Source organism: Sulfurovum sp. (assembly GCF_041562805.1).
Lineage (GTDB): Bacteria > Campylobacterota > Campylobacteria > Campylobacterales > Sulfurovaceae > Sulfurovum.
Map to the genome: position 1 here is coordinate 21,593 of NZ_JBFFOH010000007.1, position 20,277 is coordinate 41,869.

Sequence of the window (20,277 nt, forward strand, 5' to 3'; positions counted from 1 at the left end):
AAATTAATGCCGTATGGGTGTTACATTAAGAGACCGTTATTAGAGTTCAATAACGACACGAAACCCGATAAAATAATTCTTACCCCCTGAACCTAGGTTGATACGAGAAGTACTCGAGCATTTGTCAGCATCTGCATTGTAGGAACCCCCACGCAATACTCTACCTTTTTCATTGGGTATTTTATATGCACTGCCATCTGTAGGGGTGTTTTCATAACTTTCACTATACCAGTCTGTACACCATTCCCATACATTACCGTGCATGTCATACAGTCCCCAGGCATTTGGTTTTTTTGTGCCAACATTATGCGTTACACCTTCTGAATTGTCCTTGTACCAAGCATACTCACCAAGTAGTGATTCATCCTCACCGAAAGAGTACTTTGTTGCACTTCCTGCTCTACAGGCATACTCCCATTCTGCTTCAGTAGGTAGTCTGTACTTTTTGCCTTCGCGCTCACTTTTCCAATTACAATATACTTTGGCATCTGCCCATCGTACCCGACGTACCGGTACATCAAAACCAAGATGTTCATGCCGTTCAACCGGTACGTCAGCACCAGTTGCCTGCGCAAAGAGCATATAGTCTTCAACTGTTACAAGGTACTTAGACATCGCTATATCATAATCTATGTGTACTTCATGAGATGGTTTTTCTCTGTCTCTTGCATCTGTATTATCTGTCCCCATGAAAAAGCTTCCGCGGGGAAGAGGAATAAAGTTATCGTTATTCACTATTTTAACTCTCCCCATGAATTACCCACACTGACAGAACACTCCAATGGAACATCCAATTCTAAAACATTCTCCATCGTATGCACAAAACGCTTAGAGATCTCTTCTACTTTGTCTTCTTTCACTTCAAAGATGAGTTCATCGTGTATCTGTAAAAGCATATATGCATCTAAGTTCTCTTCACGTATCATCGTATCTATCTCATTCATAGAGAGTTTTATAAGGTCTGCTGCCGAACCTTGAAAAACTGTATTGACTGATTCACGCATAAAAGCTGCTTTTTGCATACCGTTGGCACTCTCATAGTCAAATATACGTCTTCTTTTAAGTATCGTTTCTACATAGCCGTCGATCTTGACACGTTCCTGTATACCTTCTAGAAAATTCTTCACAGTAGGAAATGATGCAAAATAATTCGTGATGATCTCTTTAGCCTCACTCGAAGAGATACCCAGTTCATCAGAGAGTTTTTTCGGACCCATTCCATAGAGTAAACCAAAGTTCACAGACTTTGCAAAATTACGCTTCTCTTTAGCCTCTTCTTCTCCAAACAATATAATAGAAGTAGCCAGGTGAATATCAACACCGTTTTTGAACGCTTCCATCAGAGCAGCATCTTTTGAAAAGTGCGCAAGTAAACGTAGTTCTATCTGAGAGTAATCTATACTCACCAACTTATACCCCTCTTTGGCCACAAAAGCTTCCCTTACAGAACGCCCTAGTGCAGAACGAACAGGTATATTCTGCAAGTTTGGATCACGTGAGCTCAAACGTCCTGTTGCGGTTCCTGTTTGTACAAAAGAAGTATAGATACGACTTTGCTCATCTGCATTTGCAAGTTTGAGTAAAGGGTCGACATAAGTAGAGAGTATCTTCTGATATTCACGGTACTCGAGGATCTTTTCTATAATAGGATGTTCTCCTAACAGCGAACTCAATACAGCTTCATTTGTACTATACCCCGTCTTGGTTTTCTTTCCACCTTTTAGTCCTAGCTGTTGAAACAGTACTACACCCAACTGTTGTGTAGACTTGATATTAAATTCAGATCCACTGAGTTCATAGATCTCTGAAGTTAAAGTGGCCAAGTCTTCACTTAACGTTTTTTGTAATGCTTCTAACTTAGAAGGATCTATCTTAATACCTAAACGTTCCATACGCATGAGTACATTCATAAACGGATACTCTACATTTTTAGCTTCTTTTAAAAGATGTGTAAGAGAAGAGAGTTCCATCTTCTTTTTAATTGCTCCATAGAGTAGATAAGTCATCCATGCATCTTCAGCCGCATAAAAAGTAGCATCATCGATAGCTACTGCAGAGAAATCTTCTCCCTTTTTTACCATCTCTTTAAATGGTTTCATCTCATATTTGAAAAATGTCTTGGCAAGCGTATCAAGTCCTACTTTGGTTCCGGGATTTGAAAGCCATGCCATGATCATCGTATCGGCATACGGTATGATCGGTTCCATATCAAACTGGTTATAGAGTAATGAAAAGTCAAATTTTAGATTTTGTCCCACTATCTGAAATGTAAGTAGTTTTTTAAGTGCTGTTATCGCATCATCAAGACTGACTTGTTCTTCCACACCCAGATAATTATGTCCTACTGGTACATAGTATGCTTTCTGCCCATCAAAACAAAAGCTGAACCCTACCATCTTTGCTACTTTTGTGTCTAGTCCTGTTGTCTCTGTGTCAAAAGCGACTATAGCATCTTTCTCTATGCTCTCTATCACACTTGTTAACTTCTCTTGGGTGTCTAAAGTGACTGCTTCAAAACTAAGCATTGAACTTTTTGGTTTTTCCATGATTTCACAGTCTGTCTCTTCCATCCCTACTTTTGCTCTTTTGATGGCTTGTTTCATCTCATAATGTTCAAACTCTTCGATGAGGCATGAAAGGTAATTTTTATCTTCAAATACAAAGCTTTCGACATCCATATCTTTAAATACATCCGTACTCATAGTTACCAGTTCACGAGATAAAAAAGCCTTCTCTTTACTCTCTATAAGAAGTTTCTGTATACGTGGTGTTCCGCAGTTCTCTATGTCTTCATAAATGGCTTCAAGCGTATGATACTGATTTATAAGTTTCGCCGCACCTACTTTTCCTATCCCTTTCACACCTGGGATATTGTCTGAACTGTCCCCTAATATAGCTTGAAAATTAATGAAGTCTTTAGGGTATACACCAAATTTATCTACACATGCCTGTTCATCTACCTCTTGTTTTTTTACAGAATCATACATTACCACTACACCATCATCAATCATTTGATACAGATCTTTATCATGTGAGACAATACGTACTTTCAAACCTTGTTCTCTAGCAAACTTTGTTACTGTTGTGATGACATCATCTGCTTCAAATCCTTCACGTGAAAGATTGGCAAACCCCATCTGTTCTATCCACTCTATAGCAATAGGAAGTTGTTTGAGTAAATCTTCCGGTGGGGCATCACGGTGAGCCTTATATTCAGGATAAAGATCATTACGGAATGTTCTACCTTTTGCATCAAGTGCAAAAACCAGATAATCAGTACTATGGTCACGATGTAAAGAGTCCACAAGGTTCGCAAAACCAGTTAAGAGGCCGGTAGGAAAACCTTCAGAGTTACGTAGAGGAGGAAGTGCGAAGTATGAACGAAAAAAGAAGCCGAATGTATCTATAATTGTAATGGTTTTCAAAAGTTAGCCTAGTTTTTTATGTATTCTAGCCTATATAGAGTTAGAAGTCGCTCATATTTGATTTTTCAGTTAATAATAATTAGTTGACAAAAATCTGACATTTTTTCGTTATAATACTTTTTTTAGAGAAACTAATAAAGCCAAACTATTTGCGAAGATAGGACGGAAAGCTACGGATCTCCTGTTAGACAGCCGGGTTACTCAAATTAAACACTCAAAATATTTGAGTTGTATTAGGTAGAGGAGTAATTTATGAACAACAATCGTACAATGCATGCTACAATGGCACATCCAAAACGTGAAGGTCCTATAAGATCACCTAAAAACTTTGCTCAAAAAGAAGTTGATTTAGCCGAAACACCTCTCTTCTTTCCTGAAGGTTATGAAAAAATATTTATAGCCATATACTTTGTTACACTCCCCTATATAGCTGGTCTAATGTTTCTTTTCTTTTATGTTGCAGAAGGGTCACCAGAACTCTTTTTATCTCTTAATGAAGAGTCTTCTTTTATGTTAACATGGGCTATAGGATATGAAATTATAGCAGGGCTTATCATTCTTTGGATCATCAAAATGTCTCTTGGTTTTGCCAATGCAAATCGACAACCAAGTTCAAAACAGTTTCGTAGACCATAACCTGCCGATACTGTTTCCAACACTCTCTTACTTTAACTCTTTCAGCAAATATTCACCCGTATAAGAACCTGTCTCTTTATATTCTCTGGCCAGTTTTTCAGGTGATCCTGTAGCGATGATAAGTCCACCTTTATTTCCACCCTCTGGTCCCATATCTATGATGTAGTCTGCATTTTTAACCATATCAAGATTATGCTCTATGACCACCACTGAGTTACCCAATTCTACCAAGTGGTGTAACACACCCGTAAGTCTGTCCACATCTGCGAAGTGAAGTCCTGTAGTAGGTTCATCCAAAATATAAAGTGTTTGACCCGTATCTTTACGACTCAATTCTTTACTCAGCTTAATACGCTGTGCTTCTCCACCCGAAAGTGTCGTTGCATTTTGTCCCAAAGTAATATAGTCAAGTCCTACATCTGTCAATGTTTTGAGTTTCACAGCAATCGCAGGAATTGCTTTAAAGAATTCCAATGCTTCACCTACACTCATACCAAGCACATCTGAGATAGATTTACCTTTGTACAATACCTCTCGTGTCTGTGCATTGTAACGTGTCCCATCACAAGCATCACAACTTACCTGTACATCAGGTAAGAAGTGCATCTCTATCTTGATCTGCCCGTCTCCTTGACACTTCTCACAACGACCGCCTTTAACATTGAAAGAAAAACGTCCTATCTTATAGCCACGGAGTTCTGCTTCCTTGGTTTGTGCAAAGAGTTTACGTATCTCATCCCTGATCCCTGTATAGGTTGCAGGGTTTGAACGTGGTGTTCTTCCTATAGGACTCTGATCAAGATAGATGACCTTATCGAGTTTCTCAAGCCCAGTGATCTCAACACCATCGACTTTATTGACCTTTCTGGCATGGTTAAGTAGTTCTCTTGCCACAGGAAGTAAGGTTTGAAGGATTAGTGAACTTTTTCCACTACCACTTACACCGGTGATACATACAAAGTTTTGTAAAGGGATCTTCGCATCAAGGTTCACAATATTATTCAATGTAACATTTTTGATCTCTATCCACTCTTTTTGAGGGTTATCATGAGAGTAAGAGATCACCTTTCTACCATACATATAATCAGCCGTCAGTGTCTTAGCTTTTTCAAGTTTTTTTGCATCTCCAGCAAAAACCACTTCACCCCCGAACTCCCCAGCTCCAGGACCGATATCAATGATATAGTCTGCTGCCAAAATGGTCTCTTTGTCATGTTCTACAACGATGACCGAGTTTCCTTTTTCACGTAAAGAGTTGAGTGTACGTATGAGCTTCATAGTATCACGTTCATGAAGTCCTATGCTTGGTTCATCCAATACATACATTACACCCGTAAGCCCTGAGCCTATCTGTGAAGCGATACGTATACGCTGTGCTTCTCCTCCTGAAATACTTCTTGCATCACGACTCAGTGTGATATATCCTAATCCCACATCATGTAAGAAATAAAGTCTTTCATACAGTTCTTTCAGTATGGATTCGGCTATCATCTTTTGCTGTTCAGTTAAATGTGAAAAACTCTCTTTGTCTGAAAAATAAGCATACGATTTTTCTATAGGCATATCAATGATATCAGCAATATTTTTACCTTCTATTTTTACCGCTAAAGAACGTGGTCTGAGACGGTGTCCATCACACTTGTCACACACTTTCTCTGTCATATATTCAGAAAGATCTTTCTCCTCTTTGAACATATCATGTGCAAACTTGACCACACCTGGCCACTCACGTTTGAGTTTATGACGTTTCCATAAAAAGTCTACCGTAGTCCCATTTCCATAAAGTATGGCTTTTTGTTGATGTGATTCAAGTTCGCCATAAGGGGTTTTGATGTCTATATCATTTTGTTCACAAAAAGCATTGAGGAACTTGGTATAGTAACTCTTGTTAAAACCATACATGATCTTCACTGCACCTTTATCGATACAAAGCTCAGAGTCTATCACTTTCTTTAAGTCTATCGCATAACGGATCCCAAGTCCATCACAGGTAGGACAGGCACCTTTGGGGGAGTTAAAAGAAAAACTGACCGGTTCCAAAGGTTCAAAACTAAGCTTACAATCAAAACATGCCAAATGTTCAGAGTAATGGATATGCTGTCTATCGAGATCCATCTCTTCGAAGTTAAGTACTTCTATCTCCATCTCACCGTAGCTCTCTTTGAGTGCTTTCTCCACATCCTGCCCTATACGGTCACGGCTTTCTTCTTTCACAACTACTCTGTCAACAACCACTTTAATGGTATGTTTTTTGGTTTTAGAAAGTTCTATCTCATCATCAAGGCGTACCATCACACCATCGATCATCGCACGGATGTAGCCTTTATGACGAAGAGACTCCAGCATGTCTGAAAAGCTGCCTTTTTTCTCTTTAACCAACGGTGCCATGATGATAAGCTTTGCGCCATCAGGAAGTTTCAGAACCTCTTCAATAATATCTGAAGCAGACATTGAAGAAATAGGCTTTCCGCACTCATGACAATGCTGCTCACCTATACGGGAGAAAAGCAGTCTAAGATAATCATAGATCTCAGTGATAGTTCCTACAGTAGACCGAGGGTTTTTAGATGTTGTTTTCTGGTCAATTGCGATAGCAGGTGTCAATCCCTCTATCTTATCGACATCTGGTTTCCCAACACGTCCAAGGAACTGTCTTGCATAAGAGGAGAGTGACTCTATATAACGTCTTTGCCCTTCAGCATACAGTGTTGAAAAGGCTAAAGTAGATTTACCTGATCCTGAGATACCGGTCACTACTACCAATTTGTTTTTAGGGATGTCTATATTTATATTTTTTAAATTGTTTTCTTTTGCGCCATAGACTCTTATCATATCTTTTTTCATTCTTTTATCCTATCTTATTAAAACCACATTTTTTTTATCAAAATGACCAAAGCAAACATATACAGTGCCAAAAGTGCCATCTTATGATTTTTGGAAGTGACATGGTCTTTGAGCCAGATACCCAATGCCACTCCCACCAGTGAAGCCACAGCCACAGCCAAGCCATTGTTAAAGTCTATCGTCCCGGTACTGAGCCGACTTATCATTCCTGCTACTGATGAGAAGACCACAAAAAATAGCCCTGCACTCACCGCTTTTTTTATAGGGTAATGCAGTAATCCCACCAAAAGCGGAATAAGTATAATAGACCCCCCGATACCAAGAGTGATAGAGAAGATACCAATCCCCAGACCGATACCAAAAAGCAATGCTTTATTCAGGGTCTTAGTCTTTCCATCATCCTCATGATGTTTAGAGAAAAAAAGTCTAAAGAGTGCAAAGACCAATAGTCCAAGAAAGAGAAACTGCAGGACTATATCTGAGATATACTGTGTAACATATCCACCGATATATCCACCCACAAAGCCCCCAAAGCCTACAAAGATACCCTCACCGATGACGAGTGAACCTTTTCTAAAGTTCAGAAATGAACCATAAATAGAACTAAATACCATTTGCATAATGGAAATACCAATGGCATCTTTAGTGTCAAAACCAAGTACCAAAAGTATAGGTACAAGAATCATACCGCCACCGATACCAAAAAAGCCTGACATAGTACCGATAAAGACACCAACCAGTATAAGTTCTATAATCATTTCCACTACTCCAAAAATTAAGTTGAAATTATAACATTTTTCTTAATGTTTACACTAATTTAGCTATACTCATAGTATATAAAACTAAAATAATGAAAATCAATGTAGGAAGTATGGGAAATGGCATTTATTACACAAAACATTAAAAAAATATTTTCATATTGGTTGATAATCCTGAGTGTTCTTCTACTCTCTTCAATGATTTATACGATAACACATCTTCTCGAAACAGGTAAAGAGGCAAAACATTTAAAAGTAGATTATGAAGAATTGCACAGCTTGCAATATGGTCTCCTAAACTCTAACGTATGGACAGCCAAGATCTCAACTGTCTTTAATCAAAAGATTGATGAATTTGACTTTACTTCAACAAGTCGTGAAGAGATCAAAAAATATGTAGAAACAGTTATAGATACACTCATCGTAGAAGCAGATAAAACAGTACGAAGAAACAATGAAAGAAAAAGAGGTTTTTTTAAAAGTATCTTAGGTGATACCAAACAAATGATCACTGATGAGCTTGTCGATATTAGAAACTTAAGAAAAAAAGTACCTCAATATACTAATGCTGTGATGACTGAACTAGAAAAACCCGCAAATCAAGCGGTCCTCAAAGCGGTCATGAAAGACAAACTGCATCAATTCATGAAAACGAATATTGACCCTATTGATATGAGCGGATACGATCAAATACTCGAATTCTATCAATGTAATGACTTTGAGACATGCAGTACTCTTTTAGATACAAAACTTGAACAAAAAACAGAGGAGATGGACTTTTATACCATAGTTATCTTATCCATGGCTGCTATCCTGATCATACTTATTCTACTTCAGGGAACCATACTAAAGTCTATTTCCCTACTCTTACTTTCAGTGACAAGTACTGCCTTGTTAATTGCCGGTCTTTTTATGCCTATGCTCGATATTGAAGCTAAAATAAATAAACTCTACTTCATAATACTGGAAAAACCCCTTACTTTTACAGACCAGATCATTTTTTTTAAAAGCAAAAGTATTTCTGACCTTGTCCAGTTATTGCTGGAATCTGATGAGATAAAGATGATCTTTGTGGGAGTATTGTTGGTTATGTTCAGTATCATTTTCCCGACTTTAAAACTTATCTCTACGTATCTATACTTTTATAGCAGAAGTTTTATAGGGAACAATGCCATTGTACGTTTCTTCGCATTGCGTTCTACAAAATGGTCTATGGCGGATGTGATGGTCGTTTCCATATTTATGGCATACTTAGGACTTGACAGTATGATAGAAAATGAGTTAAAAAAACTGACAGAACAAAGCGCACCTGTCAATGTCATTACATCTAACGGTACAGAACTACAGGTTGGATTTTTCCTCTTTGTAGGCTTTGTATTTACCAGTTTTGTGCTCTCTATACTCGTAGAAAGATCACGTAAAGAATCGTGATCATAGATATAGATGAGAATCTCTACCCTCTGTAAAACCTAATGCTCTCGCATCAGTGACACAGATAGGTAGGCATCAACGATCCGATAGATTCCTATAATTATCCCTAAAGAACCAATAACAATAGCTATTTCTCCCAATGGAGGCATGAAAAAGATCACATCTTTGACAGGTTCATACTCACTGTATTTCTCAAAACCAACACCAAACCTGTCACTCATAGGATAGGCGTTCCCCCCATAAACAAAGATCATTCTCCCCAAGTAGGTTCCTACAATGACGGAAATACCAGCAATAACTTTCACAAAGTTACTCGTATAATCTTTAAATAGAAGAGCAAAAGGTAGTGCTACAGCTAAGATAAGATAGGCATAAAAATAAAATTTGAAATCACCAAATAAAATGATCTCAGCCCACTTTTTATCTATAAATAAATAGGCCGTTGCTTCATAGGCTCCCAGTGCGATCACTGAATAAAGCGTGATTTTTTGTATTAAATGCATAAGGTCTTCGCATTCTGACCTGTCTGTATTACGGTAGATCAAGTACGTATATAAAACCATGACTCCCGCACTTGCTACAAATGAGGAAACCATAAAATACAACGGTAACAATGGGTAGGTTGTCCATAAATGTCGCGCTGTATTCATATCAAACAATTTTGCCTGTACATAAAACTCTACAAATTCAATGAGAAGACTCAGTATAAGAATAGGTAACGCCACTTTTTTTGCCCAGTGTTCATGATGACTGAGTAATAAATAGATCTCAAAAATAACTAGCGGAATATACACCAAATACAATGGTAACATCAGCCACATACCTGAAGTATAACGCGGTGATAAGAACATCCAGTGTACATGTAAGATATTTAGATCCATCATGATAGTAAATAAACCAGCGATGATCATGGCCAGACCAAGTGTCAAAAAACCTGCAGCTGTTTTTTTGATCAGTTTAATATCAACCAATTCAGCAAGTGCCACCAACAATATAATACCAGATCCCACATAGATCATATACATATAGTTGACAATATACAGTGACCAGGGTGCTTCTCTTTTTACTTCACCGCCTGAACCAAAGATCGCCTCTCTCATTGCCTCTGCAACTTCACGACTCCCCGGTGCTAATCCTGCATCTAACGCATTGGCAGAAAGCATAAAATAACGTTCATAAAATACTTCTATTACACCAAATAAGGCGAATGCCAAAAGTACGTAAACAACGTACATCATCCTATTATTTAAAATACTTTTGAGTGATACATTATTGACTTCAAGTCCTGCTACTGTACGACTTTCCACTGAGGACTCCTTTTGGCTTTTGCTTTTTCTATAATGGGTTTAAACTCTTTCCAAGTGTAGATATTTGTATTTTCATCCACTGAATTCATTGCATAAAAATCATCATTTTCCGGTAGTAGATAAAAAAGTTTTGGCACCGTACCTTCATTCTCTTTTAAAACATAAAATTTTCTTTTCTTAAGTATCTGTACCAGTTCAGACTCTTCGTCATCTATGTCACCAAATAATCTTACTTTTGTTGGACAGGTAGCCTGACATGCAGTGGTCATCTCACCATTAACGATCCTTGTGTCATAACAGAATGTACACTTATCTACTGCCACATGTGTATCGTCTACAAAACGAGCGTCATAAGGACATGCTTCCATACATCCTTTACATACGATACAGGTATCTTTGTTGGTCATCACGATCCCGCCTAAGGCAAAATAACTTGATCCTGTAGGACAGACATCGACACAAGGTGCATCCAGACAATGGTTACATTGTGAAGGGTGTAGAGCCACAAAAGGCTCACCAAAAATACTTTTTTCTGATTGTGTCACCCATATCCTCTGTTTATCTGCACCAAGTTGCACACCATTTTCTTCTTTACATGCTACTTCACATGCCTTACAGTCGATACAACTCTGATAATCCAATGCCATTGCAAAATTCATTTTATACCTTTCTGATATTGTATTGGACGTAAAATGGGCAAAGCCCATCTTCACTACGCTGACGCTGTGTCAACTTCAACAGTTGGCTCACGCGACTTATCGCTTTATAGTAGTTCATGGACTAGACCTTTCTGACTTCAACGAGTGTCTCGTGCATGGCTGCAGAACCAAATACACTTTCTATCGTATCTTCTATGATCATATTGTCACTTGCACCATTCCTATACCCAAAGGTAAGCCCTGTTGATTCTTGTCCAAAACCATGGACATAAAAAACAACATCCTTGATGATCTTAATGGTTGGATAGGCTTTGATATGTATCTTTCCTACAGAACTCTTCACTTCAACTATATCTCCATATTTAATGCCCTTTTCATCTGCCTGAGATTTATTGATCCATATATAGTTTTCTCTCATTACATCTAAAAGCATGACATTATTGGCTGTAGAGTTTTGTGTTTGTTGCGCATGTCTGCCTGTTACAAATTTAAACTTTCCTTTGGGTGCTTCATTATAGAGTTCATCTCTCCAGGTCGGCATAGGATCTTGTCCATTCTCTTCCATAGTCGTTAAATAACATTCTACTTTTCCTGATTTTGTGCCAAAATTTTTCTTTAAAGCAGCCATTTCTTTCTCGTCTATACAAGTATCCTGTGCATCAAGTTTTTCCCCGCCCGGTGTCGTATAATATTTTTTATCTTCCGGATAATATTCATATTCATTTTCAGAGAGTTGTTTAAAATATTTGTCCATATGAGGGTAAAAGACACCTTTTTCCTTTAACATCTCATAGGCTTCTTCTCCATATTCGCTGACAACACGTTCTTTGTTTATCTCTTCCTGCGTATGTTCAAAGGCTAGTGTAAGATCAAAATTATTGTCTTCAAAGGTATCATCAAAACCATCCTCTGCTAGTGTTTCTTTTAACGCTTCATCATATTTGGCAGAAATTTCAAAAAGAGGTTTTGCAATTTTATGGCTCAATCCTTTGAGAATATCAAAAAGAGCTTTCGTTTCATAAAGAGGTTCTATAACCTTGTTTCGTAATACAATAGCAGGTTCTACTCCCCCAAAAGATTTTACCGGATCTTCACGTTCAAGGTACGTACACTCCGGGAGTACTACATCAGACATCATCACTGTATCACTTGGCATCGTATCTATAGTGACAACCAGATCTAAGTTTTTGAACATTTTACGTGTTTTTCCTATGTTGGGCACGGCCTGCATAGGATTTTGCTTATAAGAGAAAAGCGCACGTAAGGGATAAGGTGTACGTTTTTCAGCTATCATGTTTCTAAATCCGATCCATGTACCATTTGGACCAATAAAAGTGGCTTCGTTTTTATCGATCCGCTGTTTCACATTATTGTAGATAGGTACATCAACAGTATGCTCACCCAAAGGAAGTTTTGTCCCAAAAACAATGCCTCCTTTTACATCTATACCGCCACCTAAAGCAGAGAATATAGCCTGTGCACGTCTAAGTTGAAAGTCCTGCAGACTCCATGCCGTCCGTCTACCCTGGTAGTAGATAGCTTTAGGTGCATTCGCCATAAAGTCCCTGGCTATAGTAGTAATCGTCTCAGCATCTATCCCGGTTATCTTCTCTGCCCACTCCGGTGTATAGTTATTACTGAGAATATGTTGCTTATACTCTTCAAAATGACTCATATTTTTTGTTACAAAATCTCTATTATAGAGTACTTCTTTGATCACAACATAGGTCAACGCAAGAACAAATGCCAGGTCAGTACCCACTTTAATACCCAACCACTTGTCTGCATGTTGTGCTGTATTGGTATAACGAGGGTCAAGAACGATGAGTTTAAGCCCTCTTCCTCTGGTACGCTTGAACATATCCATGGTATCAGGCGTTAAAATAGCTTCCGCTCTGTTTGCCCCTGCCATAATAACGTAAGAAGCATTCTCCAGATCTGCTTTTCCGTAGGCCCCTAGAGTTAAAGCATATCCGGCTGTAGTAGTTTTAAGACAAATAGATGAGTGGTTTACAAAGTTAGTCGAACCGATCATATCACCCATAAACTGTTTAAATGTATGTTCTCCCATACCTTCACCGGCACAGTAGCCAAAGGTAGAACGATTGTCTTTCTCTTCATCAAGTATCTGTTTCATTCCTTTAAAAAGCTTTGTACCATTTAAAATGGCATCATATGCTTCCTCCCACGTGGCTCTTCTAAATTTGCCATCACCTTTTTCACCTACTCTGATCAAAGGATATTTCAATCTATCAGGATCATAGAGTGCATGCACACCTGCATCACCTCTGGCACATAACATATTTTTTGATTTTGGGAACAAGGGATTAGGATCTAATTTTTTGAGGATGCCATTTTCAACTACTGCCCAAGCGGCACATTTATTGACACACATTTCGCAAAGTGTCGCTACTTTTTTTCTCTCTGGTATGACTTCTTTTTCTTCTGTAAAAATAGAAGATGCACCAACACTGCCACCTATGATACTCAATGCCACTGAACCCTGTAAAAACCTACGCCTAGATACTTCTACCTGCATTTACATCATCTCCCACACCATCAAATTATAATGATAAAACCAATATGTATTCATAATTATTATTTATATAATAACACAGTGTAACTGATTAGAAAAAGTTTTAGTATCAAATTCTTTTAAACATACATAAATTGTGACAAAAAGAGTATCATGACGACAAAAGTAAATGGTAAAACATGGCTTTTAAATACCAGAGGTTGAATCCCCAGATAGACCTGTGCAAAACCTCTTATCCCTAGCCATATACCTAAGAAAGCTTTGATTGACAGCATCACTTGAAATGAATTCATGCCCTCCTCACCAATCGTACCAAATACTTGTGTGATAAGATACAGTCCGGTAATGACTGCCACAAGTAGACTAGGTGGCACAACTTTACGCACATATTTCATAAATGATTCTCTGATCTGTTTATGCTCTTGTACATCATATGATTTTTTAATATGCACTAAAAAGAGGTTGTCAATGATAAGAAATCCACCATATATAAATGCTGCAAAAAGATGAATGGTTTTGATAAGAACAAAGGTCACCAGATAATCCTAATTTTTAAGAGATTATAGTCTAATTGATCCCAAATAGATTTGATATACATCAAACTTCATGCAGAAGAGGTTGGGAGAAGAATGATTCTATCACCGCTCTCATTTCTTTTGGATCTTCTATCCGGTTCACGTCATTTCTAAATAGGGAAGCCCCTTGATAGCCAGCTTTAGAGTATGAATGAAGGTTTTTTCTAAAGACAATCGCTCCATACTTGTCATAATGTTTTATCATTTGATCAAAATGTTCTAAAACAACTTCTTTGATAAGTTCTGAGGTTGGTTCTTCCATACCTTCTTTGATCTGTTCAAATATCCATGGCTTGCCTACCGCTGCACGTCCTATCATCACGCCATCTGCACCTGTATATTCCAGTACCCATTTCGCTTTTGCAGGAGAGTCTATATCACCGTTGGCAAGGACAGGTATGGATACGGCTTGTTTTACTTCTGCTATCGCATCATAATCTACAGCTGCTTTGTATCTGCCTGCTCTTGTTCTTCCATGTACAGCGATGTAGTCTGCTCCTGATTCTTGGCATATATGTGCAATCTCTTCATGGTTTTTTTCGTTAAAGCCTAAACGAAACTTGACTGAAGTATATTCTTTGTTAGAGTATTTTTTGATCGTTTCTATAACCTTAGCCATTTGAGGTAGATCTGTAAGTAAAGATGACCCCTGAAGGTTGTTCACTACTTTTGGTGCGGGACAGCCACAATTTAGATCTATCGTTGTGATCCCATCTCTTTCATTGATAATTTCCACTGCTCGCTTAATGACATCTAGGTCAGAACCCGCTATTTGGATAGCATATGGGTCTTCTATAGGACTCTTCTCCAACATCCGATATGTTTTCTTAGAGTTATGAACTAGTGCATTAGAGCTTATCATCTCTGAAATGGTCAGATCAACACCAAATTTCTTAACAACGGAACGAAAAGGGAGGTCGGTAAAGCCCGCAAGAGGGGCCAAAGCGTAGAGCGGTTTACTAAAGTCCAGCTTCATTACAAACAGAGTCTATATCGATAATATCTTCTAATTTATATTTAGTATCTTCTTGTTTCAGTTGCCAGAGTGCTCTAAATTTTATAAATTCATGATCTTCTTGTTCATTCAAGTAGATTGCAACCTGTTCCAATAGCTCATATTCAAATAGAAGATATAGATAGGCATTTTGTGCCTTAGGATTTTCAACTTGGAAACCTCTGAAAAGTGTCAGGTTCTCTTCCGGATTAAAATATTTCTTAGTCACTGAAACAATTTTAATAAATTCTTGGCAACTAGGATCAAGTACTTTTACAAAATCTGTAAGTATCTCAGGAGTAAGTCCTAGTTGATCTTTTACAGTAACTCTTTCAAGCATGATCAAAAAGTTTTTAATGTTAAACACTTTTGCATATTTATGTGCTTTTACAAAATCCTCTCTACGTGCAAAGAACTCAAGTGCTTCTGCCTGCACAGCCTCCGAGTATTGCGATGTAGACTTCATCACTTCTTCAACAAACTTATCATCTGACGCTAGACGATTCAACCTGTTCTGTATCAAAATTGGATTACCTGCATTAAAGACTTTAGACATTTTCTCTTCTTTAAAGTCAACATACTCACCATTTTTGATTTTTTGTATAATATTGACAACCCTTGAAAGTCTTGGTGTCAAACCTTCCACGTTATCAGAAACATTGATAGATGATTTCCCCAAAAGTAATGCAGAATTTCCTACTACATCTATTCCATACTTTTGTTCTTTTGGTTCATTGACCAGTGACCAGTAAAGCGCATCTTCTAACGTAGCTGCATCTTTTATCCATTTTTTAAGTATAAAATAATTCTTCAATCCGTAAAAGAACATATGTATCAATGTAAAGATGAGTAAAAGTAGCATAGGCAAAACAATCCAGACAGCTACTGGAAAATTAAAATTAATCCCCATCAACTCTATCGTATAGTGATCCGGATTAACAGTGTAGGTAAACGCAGCGATAATCGCCATCAGCGCTAAAGTAGCAAAAATATACAGAGCAAGTCTCATTTTATCCCCTTAAGATGTGAGCTACGAAAAGAGAGTAAAACATCAAATGTACGTAACCCTCTATTTACTTTATCAGAGAGTTTGTATGATCTGTTGCTTTAAATAGAAAATCTATTTGCTTTCTTTTTCGTTGATCTCTCGGCATGTGATACAAAAACGTGCAAAGTTCTTTACTGCCAGACGTTCTCTTGCTATAGGCTCTTCACACATTTCACATATACCGAAAGTTCTTACTTTTATTTTATCTAAAGCAAGTTCAATTTCGTTTAATTCTTTACGCTGTTGCACTAAAATTGCACTATCTACAATAGTTTCTGCAGATGCAGCGGCATAATCACCCTCATCATTGAGTTCAAGTTCTCTCATTCCCTCTAACTCAAGAGTAGTACCTCTAAGGTTTTTTTCTATCTGCACTCTTCTGTCTAGTAGTTTATTTTGAAACTCATTTAACTCTATTTCTGTTAGCATCTAATATTTTCCTATTTATTTATGATATGGATGATTATTGTTAATAGTCAGCCCTCTAAAGATCTGTTCCATCAACACAACTTTCACCAGTTTATGTGAAAGCGTTATTCTACCAAATGATATTGCATTATTACATTTATCCAAAAAATCTCTCTCAAGCCCGTATGCACCGCCAATGAAGAGATTTATCTGAACGCTATCCTTAAGCAAATTTGCAAATTTATGACTATCTACCTCTTTAGAAGAGGGATCTAATGCTATGTTAATGCTAGATTCCATATATTTTTCAAATGCTTTTGTATAGGATTTTTGAGCAGCTTCTGGCGAAATATCTTGTGCTTTGGCTATCTCTTTGTCAAAAACTTCAATGACTTCCACTTTTGCAAAAGGTTTTGCTATCTTTTTATAGTGTTCTATCAAACCGGCATATAAGTTATCTTTCCCTTTTTTATCGATAATGATTACATTGATCTTCATATTATTCCTCTTTCATCTTGGCTGCTATCTTTGTCGCCAATTGATGCACAGACATCGCATAATAGGCACTGTGATTATAGCGGGTGATCACAAAAAAGTTTTTTGCTCCATACCAAAGTTCATCATACTTCTCTCTATTCAGTTTAATTAGACGTACTTTACCTGAATAATCCCACTTCACTTTTGGCCGTATACCTTTGAGTTGAGCGCGACTATAGGTTTTTCTGTAGCCGGTTTCATAAGCCTTAAAGCGCATCCCTTCATACCCTACTCTTGTAGCAACAGGTTCACCTTTTTGCCAACCATTTTGTTTGATATAATTTGCAATACTTGCTATAGCATCCTTTGCTCTCTGAAGTGTCACTCTTCCATCACTATTAAAATCTACACCATATGCTTCATAATTGCTTGGCATAAACTGCCCAAGACCGATGGCACCGGCATAAGAACCATACACATTCTTGGGGTTAAATTTTTCCGTTTTGGAAAGCTGCATGAATTTTATTAATTCTTTTTGAAAAAACTTGTTTCTTCTGTTCTTTTCAAAGGCTAAAGTACTCAGCGTGTCAAATACCGGGTATTTTCCTACATTGGCCCCATACGCACTTTCTATACCTATAATAGCTGCCACATATTCTTTAGGCACACCATACTGTTTTTCTACTTTTTCAAATGTCTCTTGATGCTGTCTAATAAAATCTACACCTTTCTGTACACGTGAATCGCTTATTTTAGATTTTGAATAACGATCCCATGCCCCATATTTAGGATAACGTTTTTTTAAGGCAGCGATCTGCTCCGGTGTTTTCTTTGTCTTTACTCTTGGGCGGAAGGCACTCAGTGCTGAGTTCTGTACTTTTACATTTGAAAAAAGTTTCTCTAGCTCGTCTTTTTTAAAGTCATATTTGTGAACCAGGTTATTCATAAATGAAATAGTCTCTGGATTTTTCGTATAATCTTTGGCAGATAACATTAAAGTAAGTATAAATAATAATGTTATTGCTTTTTTCATCAAATTATCCTCATTTTTTTGCTATTGTACAGTATAGAAATAAAAGGAGAATTATGAATCGTATTTTATTTGTATGCTTGGGAAATATTTGTCGTAGTCCTCTCGCTCATGGTGTTGCAGAGCAGCTGGTCAACAAAAAGAATCTTGAAATTTTCATTGACTCTGCTGGAACAAGTGACTGGCACATGGGTGAAGCTCCTTGCGAATATTCTATAAAAATTGCTGATCAATACAATATTGATATCAATCAACAACAATCACGTCCCATCACAAAGAAGGATATCACATTATTTAAACATGTCGTAGCTATGGATAAACAAAACAAGGCCGATCTAGAAGCCTTTGGATTTGACAATGTTCATTTGATGGGTGACTTTGGAAACTTTCAAGGAGAAGATGTACCTGATCCATACTTTTTTGATGGTTTTGAGGGGTTTGAACATGTGTATAATATGCTTGCATTATGTGTAGAAGATTTTATAACAAAGGTAGAAAATGGAAGCCTCTAATTACTGCATCATTACTACTACCACAGATTCAAAAGAAAATGCAGATACCATCACACAGCTACTTCTAGAAAAAAAACTGATTGCTTGTGTACAATCAACAGTCATTCAAAGTGCTTATCAGTGGCAAGGAAAAATAGCAGAGTCTGAAGAGATACTCCTTCATATGAAGACGAAAAGGTCACTCTTTGAAAAGATTCAAACAGAGATTGAACAATTACATGCCTATGAGGTACCAGAGATCATTATGGTACCCATAGCAGGTGCAAATGCACTTTATCTTCAATGGATAGAAGAGGAAACCATAAAGGCTTAATCTCTTTGATAATAAGAGATCATCGAGGCTTTTTGAATGGTGTGTTTATTTATCATGAAGCCTACCACTGCACTCTTAGTCTCCGCCTTTACAGGTAAACTCTCAACATCTAATGCATGTACCGTAAATACATAACGATGGGCTTTATCTCCTTGTGGAGGACATGCACCACCAAACCCGGAATAACCATAATCAGTCGTTGTTTCCAATGCACCTTTTGGTAGTGCCTTTTTTGCCGAAGCATCTGCAACTATCTTATTGGTATCAGCAGGAATATTTACTATCATCCAGTGCCACCACCCGCTACCTGTTGGTGCGTCAGGATCATATACTGTGATAGCAAAACTTTTTGTACCCTTTGGTGCATGACTCCAATGCAGTTCAGGAGAGACATTTTGTCCGCTACACCCAAAGCCATCAAACTCCTGTGCTTTACTCATCTGTCCTTTGAGCGTATCACTTTCCAACGTAAAACTATCTGCCTGTAAAAATGAGCCTATTATCATCAATATCCAAATATATTTCATAGTTTCTCCTTATTTTTTATTTATCATAGGGTAATTTACATTAGAATATTATTTATATCTTTTAAGATAAAGCTTGACATACTATGACATATGAGATAACCTATAATAATATAAACAAAAGGACAAAAAATGCAAAATGATTTTAGTAAAGCTATGGATTTTAGGCACGCTTGTAAAGTATTTGATGAGAACAAAAAGATAAGTGATGAAGAGATGCATTACATTTTAGAAGCAGGACGTAAGTCCCCTTCTTCATTTGGTATGGAAGCATGGAAATTTCTTGTCATCACCAATAAAGCGTTAAAAGCGAAGCTCAGACCTTTCTGCTGGGACCAAGTTCAAATTACTTCCTGTTCTCACTTGGTCATCATACTTGCAGGTATAGAAAATGCCAAAGTTGAGAGTGGCATGCCTAAAAAGAGATTTACAAGACGTGACATGCCTCAAGAAACTCTAGATTTCTACATGGATATCTATGCCAAACACTTGAAAAAGACACTAAGTTCTGATGAAAATATCTACGCATGGACAGCCAAACAGAGCTACATCGCATTAGGAAACATGATGACATCTGCAGCTTTTATAGGTATAGACTCTTGTCCTATAGAAGGATTTGAAAAAGAAAATGTAGAAGAAGTTTTAGGCTTAGATACAAGTAAATACCAAGTAGCGGTTGTCGTACCGTTTGGTTACAGGATCAACGAACAGTCAACACAGATAAGACTGCCTTTTGACGAAGTGGTTGAATTTATAAAATAGATAGATCTTAATAGTTTTTCAAGTAAAAAAGGCAAACC

The 20,277-nt window shown here is 37.4% G+C and carries 19 protein-coding genes and 1 riboswitch; of the genes, 5 read left to right on the plus strand and 14 right to left on the minus strand.

The window, feature by feature from the left end; genetic code table 11:
• Positions 1-39: 39 nt before the first annotated feature.
• Complete coding sequence (locus tag ABYK33_RS01945) at positions 40-753, minus strand: formylglycine-generating enzyme family protein (protein ID WP_373031222.1); 714 nt, start codon at positions 751-753, stop codon at positions 40-42.
• Positions 735-3,425 (minus strand): DNA polymerase I, encoded by a 2,691-nt coding sequence (polA, locus tag ABYK33_RS01950; protein WP_373031223.1) that lies wholly within the window; start codon positions 3,423-3,425, stop codon positions 735-737. Before polA ends, ABYK33_RS01945 begins: the two co-directional genes overlap by 19 nt.
• Positions 3,426-3,554: 129 nt before the next feature.
• A riboswitch (cyclic di-GMP riboswitch) is annotated at positions 3,555-3,630 on the plus strand.
• A 47-nt stretch (positions 3,631-3,677) separates the two neighbouring features.
• Between polA and ABYK33_RS01955 the strand changes: the two genes are divergently transcribed.
• Positions 3,678-4,061: a hypothetical protein gene (locus ABYK33_RS01955; RefSeq protein WP_373031224.1), complete on the plus strand. Its 384-nt coding sequence runs from the start codon at positions 3,678-3,680 to the stop codon at positions 4,059-4,061.
• A gap of 27 nt (positions 4,062-4,088) precedes the next feature.
• On the opposite strand, the gene uvrA is transcribed toward ABYK33_RS01955, so the two are convergent.
• Both uvrA and ABYK33_RS01965 read right to left on the minus strand, forming a co-directional pair.
• Positions 4,089-6,905, minus strand: coding sequence for an excinuclease ABC subunit UvrA (gene uvrA, locus ABYK33_RS01960; protein WP_373031225.1), 2,817 nt, complete (start codon positions 6,903-6,905; stop codon positions 4,089-4,091).
• Positions 6,906-6,922: 17 nt separating this feature from the next.
• Positions 6,923-7,663: a sulfite exporter TauE/SafE family protein gene (locus ABYK33_RS01965; protein WP_373031226.1), complete on the minus strand. Its 741-nt coding sequence runs from the start codon at positions 7,661-7,663 to the stop codon at positions 6,923-6,925.
• Positions 7,664-7,783: 120 nt separating this feature from the next.
• Between ABYK33_RS01965 and ABYK33_RS01970 the strand changes: the two genes are divergently transcribed.
• Complete coding sequence (locus ABYK33_RS01970; protein WP_373031227.1) at positions 7,784-9,094, plus strand: paraquat-inducible protein A; 1,311 nt, start codon at positions 7,784-7,786, stop codon at positions 9,092-9,094.
• Between the two features lie 38 nt (positions 9,095-9,132).
• Here ABYK33_RS01970 and nrfD read toward each other — a convergent pair whose 3' ends face one another.
• The 9 genes from nrfD to mltB all read right to left on the minus strand — a co-directional run bounded on the left by nrfD (position 9,133) and on the right by mltB (position 18,131).
• Complete coding sequence (gene nrfD / locus ABYK33_RS01975; RefSeq protein WP_373031228.1) at positions 9,133-10,401, minus strand: NrfD/PsrC family molybdoenzyme membrane anchor subunit; 1,269 nt, start codon at positions 10,399-10,401, stop codon at positions 9,133-9,135.
• Positions 10,383-11,060, minus strand: coding sequence for a 4Fe-4S dicluster domain-containing protein (locus ABYK33_RS01980; protein ID WP_373031229.1), 678 nt, complete (start codon positions 11,058-11,060; stop codon positions 10,383-10,385). Before ABYK33_RS01980 ends, nrfD begins: the two co-directional genes overlap by 19 nt.
• Positions 11,061-11,181: 121 nt before the next feature.
• The gene (locus ABYK33_RS01985; RefSeq protein WP_373031230.1) at positions 11,182-13,599 is read right to left on the minus strand and encodes a molybdopterin-dependent oxidoreductase; all 2,418 of its coding nucleotides are present in this window, start codon (positions 13,597-13,599) and stop codon (positions 11,182-11,184) included.
• Between the two features lie 116 nt (positions 13,600-13,715).
• Positions 13,716-14,132 carry a hypothetical protein gene (locus ABYK33_RS01990; protein WP_373031231.1) on the minus strand — a complete coding sequence of 139 codons (417 nt, stop codon included), beginning with the start codon at positions 14,130-14,132 and terminating at the stop codon, positions 13,716-13,718.
• Between the two features lie 61 nt (positions 14,133-14,193).
• The gene (locus ABYK33_RS01995; RefSeq protein WP_373031232.1) at positions 14,194-15,147 is read right to left on the minus strand and encodes a tRNA dihydrouridine synthase; all 954 of its coding nucleotides are present in this window, start codon (positions 15,145-15,147) and stop codon (positions 14,194-14,196) included.
• Complete coding sequence (locus ABYK33_RS02000; RefSeq protein WP_373031233.1) at positions 15,131-16,174, minus strand: hypothetical protein; 1,044 nt, start codon at positions 16,172-16,174, stop codon at positions 15,131-15,133. The genes ABYK33_RS01995 and ABYK33_RS02000 overlap by 17 nt, the downstream gene beginning before the upstream one ends.
• 111 nt (positions 16,175-16,285) lie before the next feature.
• The gene (dksA, locus tag ABYK33_RS02005; protein ID WP_373031234.1) at positions 16,286-16,642 is read right to left on the minus strand and encodes an RNA polymerase-binding protein DksA; all 357 of its coding nucleotides are present in this window, start codon (positions 16,640-16,642) and stop codon (positions 16,286-16,288) included.
• A 15-nt stretch (positions 16,643-16,657) separates the two neighbouring features.
• Positions 16,658-17,119: a 23S rRNA (pseudouridine(1915)-N(3))-methyltransferase RlmH gene (locus ABYK33_RS02010; protein ID WP_373031235.1), complete on the minus strand. Its 462-nt coding sequence runs from the start codon at positions 17,117-17,119 to the stop codon at positions 16,658-16,660.
• 1 nt (position 17,120) lies between these two features.
• On the minus strand, positions 17,121-18,131 hold the full coding sequence (gene mltB / locus ABYK33_RS02015) for a lytic murein transglycosylase B (RefSeq protein ID WP_373031236.1): 1,011 nt from the start codon (positions 18,129-18,131) through the stop codon (positions 17,121-17,123).
• A gap of 53 nt (positions 18,132-18,184) precedes the next feature.
• Here mltB and ABYK33_RS02020 point away from each other — a divergent pair, with 53 nt between their 5' ends.
• A complete protein-coding gene (locus ABYK33_RS02020; RefSeq protein ID WP_373031237.1) occupies positions 18,185-18,640 on the plus strand; it encodes a low molecular weight protein-tyrosine-phosphatase in 456 nt (151 codons plus the stop codon).
• Positions 18,627-18,953, plus strand: coding sequence for a divalent-cation tolerance protein CutA (gene cutA / locus ABYK33_RS02025; protein ID WP_373031238.1), 327 nt, complete (start codon positions 18,627-18,629; stop codon positions 18,951-18,953). The genes ABYK33_RS02020 and cutA overlap by 14 nt, the downstream gene beginning before the upstream one ends.
• On the opposite strand, the gene ABYK33_RS02030 is transcribed toward cutA, so the two are convergent.
• The gene (locus ABYK33_RS02030) at positions 18,950-19,480 is read right to left on the minus strand and encodes a YbhB/YbcL family Raf kinase inhibitor-like protein (RefSeq protein ID WP_373031239.1); all 531 of its coding nucleotides are present in this window, start codon (positions 19,478-19,480) and stop codon (positions 18,950-18,952) included. The genes cutA and ABYK33_RS02030 overlap by 4 nt on opposite strands.
• Positions 19,481-19,609: 129 nt before the next feature.
• Between ABYK33_RS02030 and ABYK33_RS02035 the strand changes: the two genes are divergently transcribed.
• On the plus strand, positions 19,610-20,239 hold the full coding sequence (locus ABYK33_RS02035; protein ID WP_373031240.1) for an NAD(P)H-dependent oxidoreductase: 630 nt from the start codon (positions 19,610-19,612) through the stop codon (positions 20,237-20,239).
• Positions 20,240-20,277: the final 38 nt, after the last annotated feature.

Bases quoted from the DNA above. Each gene is read 5' to 3' on its own strand.
- ABYK33_RS01945 (WP_373031222.1), bottom strand. From the start codon at position 753: ATGGGGAGAGTTAAAATAGTGAATAACGATAACTTTATTCCTCTTCCC.
- ABYK33_RS01955 (WP_373031224.1), top strand. From the start codon at position 3,678: ATGAACAACAATCGTACAATGCATGCTACAATGGCACATCCAAAACGT.
- uvrA (WP_373031225.1), bottom strand. From the start codon at position 6,905: ATGAAAAAAGATATGATAAGAGTCTATGGCGCAAAAGAAAACAATTTA.
- ABYK33_RS01965 (WP_373031226.1), bottom strand. From the start codon at position 7,663: ATGATTATAGAACTTATACTGGTTGGTGTCTTTATCGGTACTATGTCA.
- ABYK33_RS01970 (WP_373031227.1), top strand. From the start codon at position 7,784: ATGGCATTTATTACACAAAACATTAAAAAAATATTTTCATATTGGTTG.
- ABYK33_RS01980 (WP_373031229.1), bottom strand. From the start codon at position 11,060: ATGAATTTTGCAATGGCATTGGATTATCAGAGTTGTATCGACTGTAAG.
- ABYK33_RS01985 (WP_373031230.1), bottom strand. From the start codon at position 13,599: ATGCAGGTAGAAGTATCTAGGCGTAGGTTTTTACAGGGTTCAGTGGCA.
- ABYK33_RS01995 (WP_373031232.1), bottom strand. From the start codon at position 15,147: ATGAAGCTGGACTTTAGTAAACCGCTCTACGCTTTGGCCCCTCTTGCG.
- ABYK33_RS02000 (WP_373031233.1), bottom strand. From the start codon at position 16,174: ATGAGACTTGCTCTGTATATTTTTGCTACTTTAGCGCTGATGGCGATT.
- dksA (WP_373031234.1), bottom strand. From the start codon at position 16,642: ATGCTAACAGAAATAGAGTTAAATGAGTTTCAAAATAAACTACTAGAC.
- ABYK33_RS02010 (WP_373031235.1), bottom strand. From the start codon at position 17,119: ATGAAGATCAATGTAATCATTATCGATAAAAAAGGGAAAGATAACTTA.
- mltB (WP_373031236.1), bottom strand. From the start codon at position 18,131: ATGAAAAAAGCAATAACATTATTATTTATACTTACTTTAATGTTATCT.
- ABYK33_RS02020 (WP_373031237.1), top strand. From the start codon at position 18,185: ATGAATCGTATTTTATTTGTATGCTTGGGAAATATTTGTCGTAGTCCT.
- cutA (WP_373031238.1), top strand. From the start codon at position 18,627: ATGGAAGCCTCTAATTACTGCATCATTACTACTACCACAGATTCAAAA.
- ABYK33_RS02030 (WP_373031239.1), bottom strand. From the start codon at position 19,480: ATGAAATATATTTGGATATTGATGATAATAGGCTCATTTTTACAGGCA.
- ABYK33_RS02035 (WP_373031240.1), top strand. From the start codon at position 19,610: ATGCAAAATGATTTTAGTAAAGCTATGGATTTTAGGCACGCTTGTAAA.